The organism is Labilibaculum sp. K2S, from assembly GCF_030372765.1.
In the GTDB taxonomy this organism is placed as follows: domain Bacteria; phylum Bacteroidota; class Bacteroidia; order Bacteroidales; family Marinifilaceae; genus Labilibaculum.
This window is the reverse complement of record NZ_JAUCMW010000009.1, coordinates 28290-42620: the sequence shown is the minus strand read 5'-3', so window position 1 is coordinate 42620 and position 14331 is coordinate 28290. Positions and strand designations below refer to the sequence as shown.

Annotated in this window: 14 protein-coding genes; 4 read left to right on the top strand and 10 right to left on the bottom strand. The window is 36.1% G+C overall.

The window, feature by feature from the left end; translation table 11 throughout:
* Window positions 1-4 precede the first annotated feature (4 nt).
* From QUH73_RS11800 to QUH73_RS11775, 6 genes are all read right to left on the bottom strand, one after another.
* On the bottom strand, window positions 5-589 hold the full coding sequence (locus QUH73_RS11800) for an RnfABCDGE type electron transport complex subunit E (RefSeq protein WP_101310132.1): 585 nt from the start codon (window positions 587-589) through the stop codon (window positions 5-7).
* The gene (locus QUH73_RS11795) at window positions 582-1202 is read right to left on the bottom strand and encodes an RnfABCDGE type electron transport complex subunit G (protein ID WP_289530640.1); all 621 of its coding nucleotides are present in this window, start codon (window positions 1200-1202) and stop codon (window positions 582-584) included. Before QUH73_RS11795 ends, QUH73_RS11800 begins: the two co-directional genes overlap by 8 nt.
* A gap of 2 nt (window positions 1203-1204) precedes the next feature.
* Window positions 1205-2200, bottom strand: coding sequence for an RnfABCDGE type electron transport complex subunit D (locus QUH73_RS11790; protein WP_289530639.1), 996 nt, complete (start codon window positions 2198-2200; stop codon window positions 1205-1207).
* Between the two features lie 77 nt (window positions 2201-2277).
* Window positions 2278-3606 (bottom strand): electron transport complex subunit RsxC, encoded by a 1329-nt coding sequence (rsxC, locus tag QUH73_RS11785; RefSeq protein WP_289530638.1) that lies wholly within the window; start codon window positions 3604-3606, stop codon window positions 2278-2280.
* A gap of 15 nt (window positions 3607-3621) precedes the next feature.
* Window positions 3622-4572: a Fe-S cluster domain-containing protein gene (locus QUH73_RS11780; protein ID WP_289530637.1), complete on the bottom strand. Its 951-nt coding sequence runs from the start codon at window positions 4570-4572 to the stop codon at window positions 3622-3624.
* 3 nt (window positions 4573-4575) lie between these two features.
* Entirely contained in the window at window positions 4576-5004 is a 429-nt protein-coding gene (locus tag QUH73_RS11775) for a SoxR reducing system RseC family protein (protein WP_289530636.1), read from the bottom strand.
* A gap of 670 nt (window positions 5005-5674) precedes the next feature.
* Here QUH73_RS11775 and QUH73_RS11770 point away from each other — a divergent pair.
* Window positions 5675-6100 carry an HIT family protein gene (locus QUH73_RS11770; protein WP_289530635.1) on the top strand — a complete coding sequence of 142 codons (426 nt, stop codon included), beginning with the start codon at window positions 5675-5677 and terminating at the stop codon, window positions 6098-6100.
* 146 nt (window positions 6101-6246) lie between these two features.
* Here QUH73_RS11770 and recG read toward each other — a convergent pair whose 3' ends face one another.
* Window positions 6247-8352: an ATP-dependent DNA helicase RecG gene (gene recG / locus QUH73_RS11765; RefSeq protein WP_289530634.1), complete on the bottom strand. Its 2106-nt coding sequence runs from the start codon at window positions 8350-8352 to the stop codon at window positions 6247-6249.
* Window positions 8353-8613: 261 nt separating this feature from the next.
* Here recG and QUH73_RS11760 point away from each other — a divergent pair, with 261 nt between their 5' ends.
* From QUH73_RS11760 to QUH73_RS11750, 3 genes are all read left to right on the top strand, one after another.
* Complete coding sequence (locus QUH73_RS11760; RefSeq protein ID WP_289530633.1) at window positions 8614-9381, top strand: hypothetical protein; 768 nt, start codon at window positions 8614-8616, stop codon at window positions 9379-9381.
* Between the two features lie 99 nt (window positions 9382-9480).
* On the top strand, window positions 9481-10041 hold the full coding sequence (locus QUH73_RS11755) for a cob(I)yrinic acid a,c-diamide adenosyltransferase (RefSeq protein ID WP_289530632.1): 561 nt from the start codon (window positions 9481-9483) through the stop codon (window positions 10039-10041).
* A 60-nt stretch (window positions 10042-10101) separates the two neighbouring features.
* A complete protein-coding gene (locus tag QUH73_RS11750; protein WP_054714819.1) occupies window positions 10102-10323 on the top strand; it encodes a DUF2795 domain-containing protein in 222 nt (73 codons plus the stop codon).
* 21 nt (window positions 10324-10344) lie between these two features.
* Here the strand turns inward: QUH73_RS11750 and QUH73_RS11745 are convergent, their stop codons facing one another.
* From QUH73_RS11745 to QUH73_RS11735, 3 genes are all read right to left on the bottom strand, one after another.
* Window positions 10345-11925: an OstA-like protein gene (locus QUH73_RS11745; RefSeq protein WP_289530631.1), complete on the bottom strand. Its 1581-nt coding sequence runs from the start codon at window positions 11923-11925 to the stop codon at window positions 10345-10347.
* A 6-nt stretch (window positions 11926-11931) separates the two neighbouring features.
* The gene (locus QUH73_RS11740; RefSeq protein ID WP_289530630.1) at window positions 11932-12897 is read right to left on the bottom strand and encodes an AAA family ATPase; all 966 of its coding nucleotides are present in this window, start codon (window positions 12895-12897) and stop codon (window positions 11932-11934) included.
* A 78-nt stretch (window positions 12898-12975) separates the two neighbouring features.
* Window positions 12976-14328 carry a peptidylprolyl isomerase gene (locus tag QUH73_RS11735; protein WP_289530629.1) on the bottom strand — a complete coding sequence of 451 codons (1353 nt, stop codon included), beginning with the start codon at window positions 14326-14328 and terminating at the stop codon, window positions 12976-12978.
* Window positions 14329-14331 lie beyond the last annotated feature (3 nt).

Below are 14331 nucleotides of genomic sequence, written 5' to 3'. Positions count from 1 at the left end.
CTCTTTAGGCTTTTTTAATGCGGTTAATAATAGCAATAAGGTATCCTAATGCGATGAAAGCACCAGGAGCTAATACAAAAATCAGCATACCATAATTATCACTAAATATAGAAATACCAAAAACTTTTCCACTTCCTAATAGTTCACGAACAGATCCCAAAAGTGTTAAGGCCATTGAAAAACCTAAGCCCATTCCTGCTCCGTCCAATATTGAAGGCAATATTTTATTTTTAGAAGCAAATGCTTCTGCACGTCCTAATACAATACAGTTTACAACGATAAGGGGAATAAATACGCCCAATTGTGCATGTAAGGCAGGAGTGTATGCCTCCATTAAAAAACTAATGATCGTAACAAATGCTGCTATGATTACAATGAAGGAAGGTATTTTTACTTTTTCAGGAATCTGAGAACTTACCATTGAAATCACCATGTTTGACATGATTAAAACGAATGATGTTGCCAGACCCATTCCCAGTCCATTAATTGCCGAGGAAGTAACCCCCAAAGTAGGGCACATTCCAAGTAGTAATACAAAAATGGGATTTTCTTTAATAAGTCCTTTGGTGAAATTTTGAATGTTACTCATTGCTTACCTCCTCCTTATTGTTGTTTTTTTTCATGTACTCGTCATAACCAGTTTTAATGGCATCCAGAAATGCTCTTGAACTAATGGTTGCTGCAGTAATTGCATCAATATCTCCACCATCTTTGCTTACCGTGAAATTTATAGAGCCAGGGTTTTTATTGACAACACTGGATTTTTCACGTGATGGTTCTGTTGGTTTAAACCAACTTACCATTTTTGTTCCTAAGCCTGGCGTTTCCGTGTGTTCCAATACAGAATAATTGTGAATAGTTCCATCAGGTTTAAAACCAACCATAATCCAAACGTTACCGCCAAATCCTTTAGTAGTTAGAGTTTTAACTGCCGTACCAACTAATATTCCGTCTTTTTTAGCTGGATAAAATTCCAGAGTATCTTTTTCGTTCAATCCAACTTTGTACATCTCATCGCTGGGATTGTTATTAAAGTCAGGAACAACTTCTTTAATGGCATTGAGTTTTTTTGCCAGTTTTGCGGCAGCAATAGGTTCTTTGGTGATTTCGTATACTGCTCCTAATGCAGCAGAGGCTATCAGTGTTATTACAAACAACACCAAAACCATATTTATAAATGTCGATTCTTTTTTCTCAGCCATGATTATTTCCTTTTTTCGCCGAAACGCTTTGGTTTAACATACACATTAATCAGTGGCACAAATGCATTCATAATAAGAATTGCAAAAGATACACCTTCCGGATAAGCTCCGAATACGCGAATTATAACAGTAAGTAAACCAATACCAATACCGTAAATTATCATTCCTTTATTCGACATGGGAGAGGTAACGTAATCGGTAGCCATAAAAATAGCACCAAGTAGCAATCCTCCTGTAAGAAGATGGAATAAAGGACCTGCATATGCTTCTGGATTAGACATGTGAAGAATCCCCGAAAACACAGCAACAGTTCCAAGTACAGCTACTGGGATATGCCAGCTAATGATTTTTTTGAATAGCATGTAAGCCAAACCAAGAAGTAAAGCAATACCTGCAACTTCTCCCATAGATCCACCCATATTCCCCATAAGCAAATCCATATTGCTTGGTACATCATGCATTAGCTGCGATAATGGTTCACCTTTCTTTAATCCTTCTTTGATAAGTGCTAAAGGGGTTGCACCTGTTTGCGCATCAAAATAAGCGGTGTCAAAACCTAAAGGTTTTGGCCAGCTGGTCATTTGTACCGGAAACGAGATTAACAGAAATACACGACCAACTAAAGCCGGGTTGAAAACATTGTTTCCTAATCCGCCAAAGGTCATTTTGCCAATACCAATGGCAACCAAGGCTCCAATCAGAATGATCCATATTGGAAGGTTTGCTGGAACGTTAAAGGCCAAAAGAATACCTGTGATTAATGCAGAACCATCAGTTATGGTAGGAACTTTTTTAAGCAGGTATTTCGAGATTAGAAATTCGAAAAGATAACAGGATGCTACGGCGGTTAGGGTTACGATGATTGCACCCATGCCAAAGTAAACGAATGAAAAAACAAGCGCCGGAAGCATCGCAAATACCACTCCATACATGTTCTTTTGTATGGAATCTCCACTATGAACGTGTGGAGATGGGGCGACTAGTACTTTGGTGTTCATATGTTAAATTTATTAATTAATTTACTGGTTTATTGAAATTTGAAGTACTTATAATTTGTTGTGTACACTCTAAGTACTTACTTTCTAGATCTCATAATCTGACCAACTTTTCCTTTTCCTAATCGGATGTAATCCAATAAAGGACGGTTTGCCGGACATGTAAAACTACAAGATCCACACTCAATACAGTCCATAACGGCATCACTTTCCAAACGGTCGTATTCTTTTTTGTCAGCCAAAACCATTAGTAAGAATGGTTCAAGTCCCATTGGACAAACCGAAACACATTTTCCGCAACGGATACATGGTTTAGATTCTTTACGTGCAGCTTCTTCGCGAGGTAATAGCAATAATCCAGAGCTACCTTTGGTTAAGGGAACATCAACAGTCGTTAAAGCTTTTCCCATCATTGGACCACCGCCAATAATTTTGCCTGTATCTTCAGGTAAACCACCTGCTGCATCAATCAAATCTTTTACAGGAGTTCCAATTCTGAATCTCCAGTTTGAAGGATTTTTTAACGATTTACCAGTTATGGTTGCTACACGCTCGAAAAGGGGTTTGTTTTTTTGAATAGCTTCGTAAACAGCAAGCGCCGATCCTACGTTTTGTACCACGGCACCAACTTCAATAGGTAGTGCTCCCGACGGAATTTCACGTTTAATAATTGCTGAAATTAATTGCTTTTCACCACCCTGAGGGTATTGAGTTTTTAGCGGGCAAATTTCTATTCCTTGGTAGTTTACTGCAAGTTTTGTTAAATGTGCTATTGCATCAGGTTTATTGTTTTCAATTCCAACAATGGCTCTGTCAACACCTAAAGCTTTCATTAAAATTTGAGTTCCAACCAATACTTCATCGCCTTTTTCGAGCATAACCCTATGGTCAGAAGTCAGGTAAGGTTCGCACTCAACTGCATTAATGATCAAAACTTCGGCAGTTTTTCCCGGAGGAACCGACAATTTTACATGAGCAGGGAAGGTTGCTCCACCCAAACCAACAATTCCAGCTTCGGCTATCTTCTTTATAATTTCTTCTTTGCTTGCGCTGATTTCTTTTACCAAATCTTCGCTTCGATCAATTGTTTCCATCCATTTGTCACCGTCAACTTTAATGATGATAGATGTTTTACGGAAACCACTTGCATCCATTATTTCATCCACTTTAAAAACGGTTCCTGAAACCGAAGAGTGAATATTTGCGGATACAAATCCTGATGATTTTGCAATCAATTGCCCAACTTTAACTTCATCGTTTTTTTTAACGATCGGAGTAGCCGGAGCACCAATATGTTGAGAAATTGGAATACTTACTGTTTCTGGTATTGGCAATACCTGGATTGCGCTGCTTGCCGATAATTTGTTTTCGGCAGGATGAATACCTCCTAATGAGAATGTTTTTAACACTGATGATCCTCCTATTTATTTGTTCTCAGTTGTTTCGTCATTTGCTGTTGGCTCAGTCTTTGGAGCCTCTTCTGCCTTTACCTCAGCTTTTGGTGCAACAACAGGTTTTACACTTGTTGCAGTTGACTTGCCGGCAGGGGTTTCTTTTCGAGGTGGAAAATTCAACTCGTGAATTGCATTTGTTGGGCAAACTACTACGCATTTTCTACAAAGTTTACATTTGTTGTAATCAATGTATGCAAGGTTGTTTTCCAAAGTAATCGCATCGAAAGGGCACTCTTTAACACACTTACCACAACCAATACAGGCAACGTCACAAGCTTTTTTAGCAATCGCACCTTTGTCTTTATTCACACAAGACACAAAGACTCTTCGACTTTTTGGTCCTTTTTTACGAAGCTCGATAATGTTGTTAGGGCAAGCTTTTACACATGCACCACAAGAAACACATTTGTCTTCAATAATTACTGGAAGACCAGTTTCCTTGTCCATATACATTGCATCGAAATTACATGCATCAACACACTCGCCTAGTCCTAAACAACCAAACTGACAACCAGTTTCACCGCTGTAAAGAGAGGCCGCAATTGTACAAGATGGTGCGCCATCGTACTGATTGGTTTTAGGTCGGTTTTCACAGGTTCCGTTACAACGCACTACTGCAACAGTAGGTTCCGAAGCGCTAATTTCATGACCAAGAATGGATCCAACTTGCGACATAACAGAAACTCCGCCTACAGGGCAGTTCATTTTTGAAATGTCATCTGCTTTTACCAATGCTTCGGCAAAACCTCTACATCCGGGATAACCACAACCACCACAATTTGCGGCTGGTAATGCTTCTTCTACCTCGTCGATGCGAGGATCTTCATACACTTTGAATTTTTGCGCTACAAAAAACAGTATAATTGCTGCCGTTACTCCAATAGCACACAAAGCCAGAATAGTGATTACTATAATGCTCATAGTTTAAATGTTTACGATTTTCTCGATTGTAAATGAAAAAGTTTTCTTAAAATGACCTTTATAAAAGGACAGTATTATATAGTAGGGAAGTAATATGGCTAATGCCGAAATCCCGCTTATTAATTCATTATTGGTAATTGCTGTGGCAATGATTAGGACAAGTATCACCAATACAAACGGCAACACATAGGCAAGGAACATTGCCAACCATCCTAAAGATTCCCGATAGCTTAGGATAACCTTTTCTCCAACTTTAAATTTGTTACTGTAATCAATAACATCAATTGATTTGTCTTTCATGTCAGACATGGTGCAAGCACCTTTTGCATGACAACTTGCACAAGCAGAAATATTAACAATGCCTACGGTAATCTTACCATCCTCTATTTCAAGGATAGTCCCTTCGTGATCAATTTTTTTGTGATCCTGCATGTACTTTTCCCTATTAATTGTCGTTTCTAAGTGAAAACTCCTGCGAAAGCAAATGAGTTTCATTCATGTAACATTCATCTAGTCAATTTGGTAGTGAATGGGTGCTGTTTAACACAACGCAACAAAAATAACACTTTCAGTTACATTCGATTCTGGCAAAAGTCAATTTATAGTGTGTTTAAATAGAGGCAGTTCCCTACTTTTGTAAAGTAGAGATTGCAATTTTTTTTGTATCTCTATTGAATACAGTTAGTTTGGGCTATTCCTGAAAAAAATCAGTAATTTAAGTCTGTTTTGCAATCGAGTTAATTTAGATTCATTATGAATAAAATAAAGGTTGCAGGATTTTAGTCAAGGAATTTATTAATGCCAATTTGACTAAATTTAAATTGATGCGGTAATTCTTTGATAGTGTGTGTGATTAGTATTTTGTTTCATAGTTCGCCTGTTAAGCAATCTATATTGTTAAAATTGGCATATTTGTGATAATAGAATTGAGAATTTTAAAGAATTTTTTTTTAGTTATTTAAGGGCAAGAATTAAAAAAAACGTCAAAAACAATAGTATTTCAATACCAGTCAATCTTGTGCTTTTTATATATTTGTTGCCTTACAAATAGCATAAATATCAAATACATAAAAACCAATTATTTATATAAAATATGCTTATTATGCCAACTCCTGTTTCAGAATGTTTGTATTGCCAAGACAATGAATTGTTGCACAATTTAATGATTAAGATTTGTGATTTGGAAGTGTCGCAATTATTTCTGTTTAAAGAACAATCGTATTTAGGGCGCTGTAATGTTGTGTACAAGGATCATGGTGTAGAATTTCATGAGTTGAGTGACGAACAACGCAATGCATTTATGAATGATGTGGCTAAAGTTGCAAAGGCTATAGATACTGCGTTTCAACCTGCAAAAATTAATTACGGTGCTTATGCCGATACTTTATCGCATTTGCACATGCATATTGTTCCAAAACACAAAGATGGATATGGATTTGGTGGTGTTTTTGAAATGAATCCACAAAAATCAACTCTTACCGAGTCGGAATATATTGAGTTAATAGAAAAAATTAAAATGGGATTGTAGTTTAGCCTTTGATCGAAAATCATTGTTTTTTTAATTAAACAACTTATTACTTGTATCAAGTAATAAAGCATGCAATATTCTCACATTAAAAAACAGCGAAATTCCAAAAGGGTTTCGCTGTTTTATATCTCGATGTATTTATTTTTTTAGCTGATTACACTCCAGTTTATTTTGGTTTTACTCAGTCGTTTCACCTGTTTTGCAAGAGTGAAATTTTCTTCCTTGTCGAGCAAGGGATCATCGTCAAGTATCTCCTGAGCAACATCTCTTGCATATTGAAGCAACTGACCATCTTTACCAAGATTGGCAATTTTTAAGTTGTAAGAAATTCCGCTTTGCTGAGTTCCCTCAATATCTCCGGGACCACGAAGTTTTAAATCTACTTCGGCAATTTCGAAGCCATCGTTCGTACGAACCATTGTTTCAATTCGCTTTCGCGACTCGTTAGAGATTTTGTAGGAAGACATTAGTATGCAGTAGGATTGTTCGGCTCCACGACCAACCCGACCACGTAACTGATGGAGTTGGGATAAACCAAACCGTTCTGTACTTTCAATAATCATTACTGATGCATTTGGAATGTTTACACCAACTTCTATAACTGTTGTTGCTACCATTATTTGAGTTTCCCCTTTTGCAAAACGCTGCATTTCCGCTTCTTTTTCAGCAGGTTTCATTTTCCCATGAACCATACTTATGCTGTATTTTTCAGCAGGGAAGTAGTGAGAAATACTCTCGTATCCTTCTTCCAGATTTTTGAAATCCATTTTTTCAGATTCTTTAATCATCGGATAAACCAAATAAATTTGTCTTCCCAAATCAATCTGCTTTTTCATGAAATCGTAAACCTGTTTTCTTCTTTTCTCGAAGTAGTGTACCGTTTGTATTGGTTTTCGCCCTGGCGGTAACTCATCTATAACCGAAACTTCCAAATCACCATACAGAGTCATGGCAAGAGTTCTGGGAATAGGTGTTGCAGTCATCACCAAAATATGAGGAGGGATGTTGTTTTTTTTCCACAATCGTGCCCGCTGAGCAACACCAAACCGATGCTGTTCATCAATAATAACCAGACCTAAGTTGTTGAATTGAACTATGTCTTCTAAAAGAGCGTGAGTTCCAATCAAAATTTGCAACTCACCGTTTAGTAATTGTTCATGAATAATTTTGCGGTCTTTCTGCTTGGTTGATCCGGTAAGCAAAGCCACTTTAATATCAAGTCCCTCTAAAAACTCACTGATGGACTCCATGTGTTGAGTAGCTAAAATTTCAGTTGGAGCCATCAAACAGGACTGACAACCATTGTCAAGTCCAATTAGCATGCACATCAATCCAACCATTGTTTTGCCACTTCCCACATCGCCCTGTAAAAGGCGGTTCATTTGTTTTCCCGAACCAACATCTTTTCTAATTTCTTTGATCACTCTTTTTTGAGCATCCGTAAGTTCGAATGGAAGATTGTTTTGAAAGAATTGGTTAAAGTTTTCTCCTATTTTAGTGAACTGATGACCACGATAAAGCACCCTGCGCTTCATCTTCATTTTAAGAATGTTTAGCTGAATGTAGAACAGTTCTTCAAATTTTAAGCGGTAGGTGGCTTTTTTTAGTATTTCTGTATTGCTAGGGAAATGAATTTGAGTAAGAGCTTCATGAAGATTAATTAATCCTAATTTACTTGTCAAACTTGCCGGAAGTGTTTCCGGAATTTTCCCATTTAATGATTGTAAGGCATTTTCCTGAAGTTTGTGAATTGCTTTAGAGTTGATAAAACTACTTTTCATCTTTTCGGTAGTCAGATAAAAAGCTTGCAGGGAAGCATTCAATTTCCCATTTTTGGCTTCACTCTCTTCAAGTTCAGGATGAACTACATTTATTTTCCGATTGAATTCGGAGGGTTTACCAAAAACGATGTATTCAGTCTTGGGTTTAAGGCTTGCTTTAATGTATTTAATTCCCTTAAACCAAACCAATTCCATTACACCTTTTCCATCAGTAAAATATGCAACGAGTCTTTGTTGTTTTTTTTCTCCAATTACCTCAATACTGGTTATCTCACCTTTTACCTGAATGTATGGTAGTTTAGAGTGAATTTCACTGATTTCGTAGAATTTAGTTCTGTCAATATATTTGTAAGGAAAATGATACAGTAAATCTTCGTAACTGTAAATCGATAATTCCTGATTAAGGATGGAAGCCCTTTTGGGACCAACGCCTGCTAAAAATTTTATGTCGAGTCCAGCTAATTCTGACATTCTAACGATTCTAACGATTCTAATTCTATATTATAAGGAGGAATAAAATTTTGTCCTTTTGTGAAAATGCTTTAAAAATCTAAAAGTACAAACAAAAGTAAATTGAAAAATTTTTATTTTAAAGAAATGATTGCTTAATCTTATGCCATATTATCACTAAATATTATTAAGATAATGCCTGCAACAGGTGATATCTTGGCTTAAGGATTTGAAGAAATTCAAATTTACGATTAAATTCGCCAATTCTAGTTTTATGTAATTATGGGTCGAATCCGCTACAAATTAAAGAAACGTTTATATCGCTTAAAGGCCTTTCGCCGAAAAGGATTTGGGGTTCATTCACCCTTTACTTTTCACCTGATTGTTAATGTAATTGAGGCAAAATTGTCTTACTATGCATTTGGTCAGTTATTTCCTTATCGGAAGATTATTGTGAATGCGCTAAAATCAAGATTGGGGGATGATGAGATTAGTAAGGATTTGGCAAAGAAGTACAAAGAGGAAATTCAAATTATTAAATCGACAGAAGCGTTGGATCGATTGCTGTTTCGCCTGATGAACTTTTGGCATGCTGAAAAATCAGCTTATTTTGGTGGCGGAATAGGATTCTCCCTTGCTTACATGGCAAAACTTGATTCCCGGAATAATATTTCATGTCTGGATCGGGAAACTGTTTTCTCAGAATATTCAGATGATATTTTTCGGAACTATATGGGAATTCAGAATTATAAGAGTTTTAACTATAATGAGATTTTGGAGCAAAATCCAAATTATGATTTTCTTGTTTTTTCTGAAAATACCAGTAACGAAATTTTGTCTGATTTTATTCTGAATTGTGAACTGTTGCTTGCAGATAATTGCATGATTGTTATTCAAAATCCACATAAAAACGATACGATTAACCTCTTTTGGAAACAGATGAAGAAACTGGAGAGAGTTTCCGTGAGTCTGGATTTATTTCATTTGGGAATTCTTATTTCAAAAGACGGAATGCAGAAACAAGATTATGTAAGAAAGTATAGGTTCTAGCTATTGCATAGATTCTATGAAATTTTATCTTTGTAGTAGCTATGCTGTAGGGTCTAAAAATATCCCAGATGTAGGAGCAAATTAAAACACTCACACACAATGACTAAATTTAAAGTATATACAAAAACCGGTGATTCTGGTACAACAGGTTTGATTGGAGGAACACGAGTTCCAAAGCATCACTTGCGATTGGAAGCCTATGGTACCGTTGATGAATTAAACTCTTATATTGGGTTGATCCGGTCACACGATATTGAGTCTAAATCAAAAGAGATTTTGTTTGAGATTCAAAATAAATTGTTTCTAATTGGTTCAAGGTTGGCAACCGATGAGGAAAAATCTGATTTGAAGGAGAAGTTACCTATCGTAGAAGCGGATATTCTTTTATTGGAACAAGAAATGGATCGGATGGATGAAGAGTTGGCTGAACTCAATAATTTTGTATTGCCCGGGGGTAGTTTGGCTAACGGATTTTGTCATGTTGCAAGAACGGTATGCCGAAGAGCAGAACGCCGGGCAAATCAACTATCAAATGATGTAAATATAAATCCACTATTGTTGAAGTATTTAAATCGACTTTCGGACTATTTATTCGTGCTTTCACGTAAGGTTTTGCATGATGCAGGAGCTGATGAAATTAAATGGAAGCCTGACTTGTAAATTCAAAAAAAAAAATTATATTCGCAGAATAATAAAAGAACCTAATAAAATATTAAATATATGTACTGGACACTTGAATTAGCCACTAAATTAGAAGATGCACCTTGGCCTGCTTCCAAAGATGAATTAATTGATTATGCGATCCGTTCCGGAGCACCATTGGAAGTGATTGAAAACTTGCAGGAAATTGAGGAAGAAGGTGAGATTTTCGAAAGTATTGAAGATATTTGGCCTGATTATCCAAGCAAAGGAGATTTTCTATTCAACGAAGATGAATATTAAAATATAAAAAAAAGGGACTTTTTATAAAGTCCCTTTTTTTATTGGTTTTTTTGCGGATGAATTTAATTTTCGAATGGGCGTATATTCTTTCCAGATGAATATATCTTCCTTAGATTTTGGTTGGTATTCTTCAAGCCATTGAAAGTCTTTAAGAAATTTCATTTCTTTTTCTACTTCAAAGAGGGGATACATATTGCCGTCAGGTTTTTTAAGAAAGATAATTTTATCAATTTTATTGTTTTCGATAAGAATACTGATATTACTGCTCTTGGCAATATTCATTCCCATAATTACTTCTTTATCAACAGGGTAATATAAAGTTTCACCATTGCCTCTAATATCAAGTTTGTAAAGCTTATTGTCTTTAATGTGCCCGAGCATATTTCTACCTTTTATCTGATTGAAGAAAGTGGAGTCTTCTTTTGCTGTTAAAAAGGAAGATCCTCTAAAATGCAGATAACGAATTGCTTCATTTTGGGTTTCAATACCGATTGTATCTGCTACCATTTGGTTTTGTTGTGCCCAAAGAACAGGATCGTTGAATAATCTGATGGTCGAATCCTGCATGGTATAAACCAACGAATCGCAAATTCCCTGCAAATCTGTACGGTAAAATTTCACATGATGGAAAGCCTTAATTCGTTCAAATTTGGCACTGTCTTTTTCAATTTTTAAAGTGTCGGAATGAAGAAACAGTGAATCACTATCAGTAATCTGAATAAAGACTGCAGAATCGGTCATAAGAGCCTCCTCAGTATTCTTAAACGTTTCAAGATAATTGCCCTTCAGTATTAAATTATTCACCGTGTCGCGCAACTCAACATTTTTAAAGATACGGGCAAGTTCGTTGTTTCGATCCAAATAAATACTGTCGCCTTTAATTTGATACGATTTACTGTCAAGAGTTGTGTTTTTAAAGAACTGAGAGATATTTGATTCTGTATTGTACCAGCCATCTTCCGAATATAAGGTTTCTTTCTCTCCAACAATTTTAGTTGGCCCTAAAATAAAAGCAACCTTGTTAACCGTATTGTATTTTAAAGTATCTGAATAGAGTGTGTAATCAGTAGTTACAGCTTTAACACTATCTTTAAAAAACAGCAGCTCTTGTTTGGTGTAATACCTTCCAATATCACTGGTAAGAACATTATCTGAATCGACAATTTTGCCGCCATTAAAATAATATCCAACACTTTCGTTCATGTCAAAATCAAGAAATTGTGTTGTTACTGTAACCGATTTGTTTTCCAGCTTCACATTATCTCTCATTTCAGCAAATTTTGTGTTGCCAAAATACTTTAAGTAATCTCCGTAAATATGAACAGTGTCGGCATTAATAATATGAACATTCCCAAATGCCTCAAGAGTGTTTAATTTTTCAATTTGATAAGCACTATCACAGTACATTTTAATATCTCCATGCGTGATAAAAACATCGCCCAAAAATTTGGTCAACGCAGGATCTGTATTCATAATAAACTGAGCTGTATTCGAATTTTTAATCAGCACTTTCGACTTCTTTTGAGCAGAAGACGAAAGATTTGCCAGGCAGATAATGCTTGTAACTATTATAAATATGTATCGGTTAGCTTTGCTAAGCATTCTTTATTACTTTAAGAGTTCTTGTATGATATTTTCAATGCTGATTCCTTCAGCCTCAGCTTTGTAATTCTTCATAATTCTATGCCGAAGAATTGATACTGCAACCTCCTTTACATCTTCAATATCCGGAGAATATTTTCCTGATAGTAAAGCATTTGTTTTGGCGCCGATCACTAAATATTGTGATGCTCTTGGCCCGGCTCCCCAATTAATGTATTCGTTGGCCATACTATGAGAATTCTCAGTGTTTGGTCTTGTTTTGGCTGCTAAATTTACAGCATATTCCAATACGTTTCTGTTAATCGGGACTTTCTGAATTAATTTCTGATAGTATAGTATCTGTTCAGCCGACATTATTTTATCAAGAGCAATTTCTTTGCCAGAAGTTGTGTTTTCAACAATTGCCAACTCGTCTTCAATTTTTGGATAGTCCAGATATATGCTAAACATGAATCGATCCAACTGTGCTTCAGGAAGGGGATAGGTTCCTTCCTGTTCAATAGGATTCTGCGTGGCAAGTACAAAAAACGGTTTCTGAATCTGATAAGTTTTACCGTTTACTGTCACCATTTGTTCCTGCATAGCTTCCAAAAGTGCCGACTGAGTTTTTGGAGGAGTCCGGTTTATTTCATCAGCAAGAAGAATGTTTGCGAACAAAGGTCCTTGAATAAAGTTGAATTTTCTTTCATTGTTCAATATTTCAGTTCCAATAATATCCGAAGGCATTAAGTCGGGAGTAAACTGAATTCTCTGGTATTTTAAATCAAGAACCTGAGCTATTGTGTTTACTAAGAGTGTTTTAGCTAAGCCAGGAACGCCAACAAGTAAGCAATGTCCACTACTAAAAATAGAGATTAATACTTTTTTGATAATATCATCCTGTCCATATATTTTTTTCCTGATTTCAGCAGTTAATTTTTGGTAATCTGCTTGCAGGGCATTTGCGGCTTCAACTTCAGTTTTAAAATTCATAGGATTTCTTATTGATTATTGCCGTTAATAAAGCAGACACAGCATAGGCTGTGTCTGAGAATAATATCGGTATTTTATTTACTTTATCCAGCCTTTGAATCGGAATTTAGCATTTTTATAGGTGTCATCAACATGAACGTAGGTCTTTTCTTGTTTCTCAGAAATCCATTTGTTCAGAATCTTTTGTTGTTTTTGGTTTGTCAGCATATTTTCAAATATGCTCCAATCGTCAGATAAATTTGCTTTATGCGCTTTTGTTTCCGATTTTATTTTAATCACCTTATAGGCATCCTTACCTCCTGTAACATCTAAGAAAGCTGAAGATATTTCATTTAGTTTAAGATCGTTTACAGCTTTAGATACTGCCGGAGGTAAATTATCCTTCTCGAATTGAGAGGCTCCGGTATAAGGATTTACAAGTAATCCCCCGTTATTTCTGGTGTCTTCGTCATCTGAGAAATAAAAGGCAGCCTCTGCAAAATCCATTTTGTCCTCACGAATTAAATCGGCAATACTGTCCAGTTTATGAATAGCGGAGGTTCTTTTTTCCTCTTCAATTTTGGGTTTCAGAAGAATATGACGAACATTAATACGTTCTCCCTTTCTGTCAATTAGCTGAATAATATGGAATCCAAATTCAGTCTCAACAATTTTCGAAACTTTATCTGTTTTTAAGTTAAAGGCTACATTTGCAAACTCAGGCACTAAATTAGATCGTGGCATATATCCAAGCTCTCCACCTTTTTGTGCACTTCCAGGATCTTCCGAATAAAGAACTGCAAGTGTTGCAAAGCTATCGCCGTTTAGAACTCTTTCCCGATATCCTCTTAACTTGGTTCTGATTCTGTCTTTTTCATTGTCCGAAACCTGAGGGTATTTTACAAGCTGCTGAATTTGAAGTTCGCCTGGAATAGTCGGCAGGCTATCCTGAGGAATAGAATTGTAAAATTCCCGTACTTCAGCAGGAGTGATGTGAATATTTTTTGTGATTTCAGCCTGCATTTTTTCTTTGATACGTTCGTCGCGGGTATCGTCACGAAGATCGTTTTTCATATCAATAATGCTTTTGTTGAAATATTGTTCCAGTTTTTCTTTGGATCCAATACGTTGAATATACATTTCCATCTTGCGTTCCAGCTGATCTTCAACTTCCTGATCGGTTACCTCGATACTATCAACTTGCGCCTGGGCAATCATTAGTTGTTGAATCAAAAGATCTTCAAATATTTCAGTCTTTAAATCAACACTCCCGGAAGTGTATCCCTGAGCTTGCATGCTTAAAAATCTGTTTTCTACATCCGATTTTAGAACCACCTGATTCCCAACAACAGCAATTACTTTATCTACCACATTATCTTGAGCATTGGCAGAAAAAACGCCAATTAAAATCAAGGCTAAAAGAGTATTGAACTTCTTGAAAATTTTATGCATATT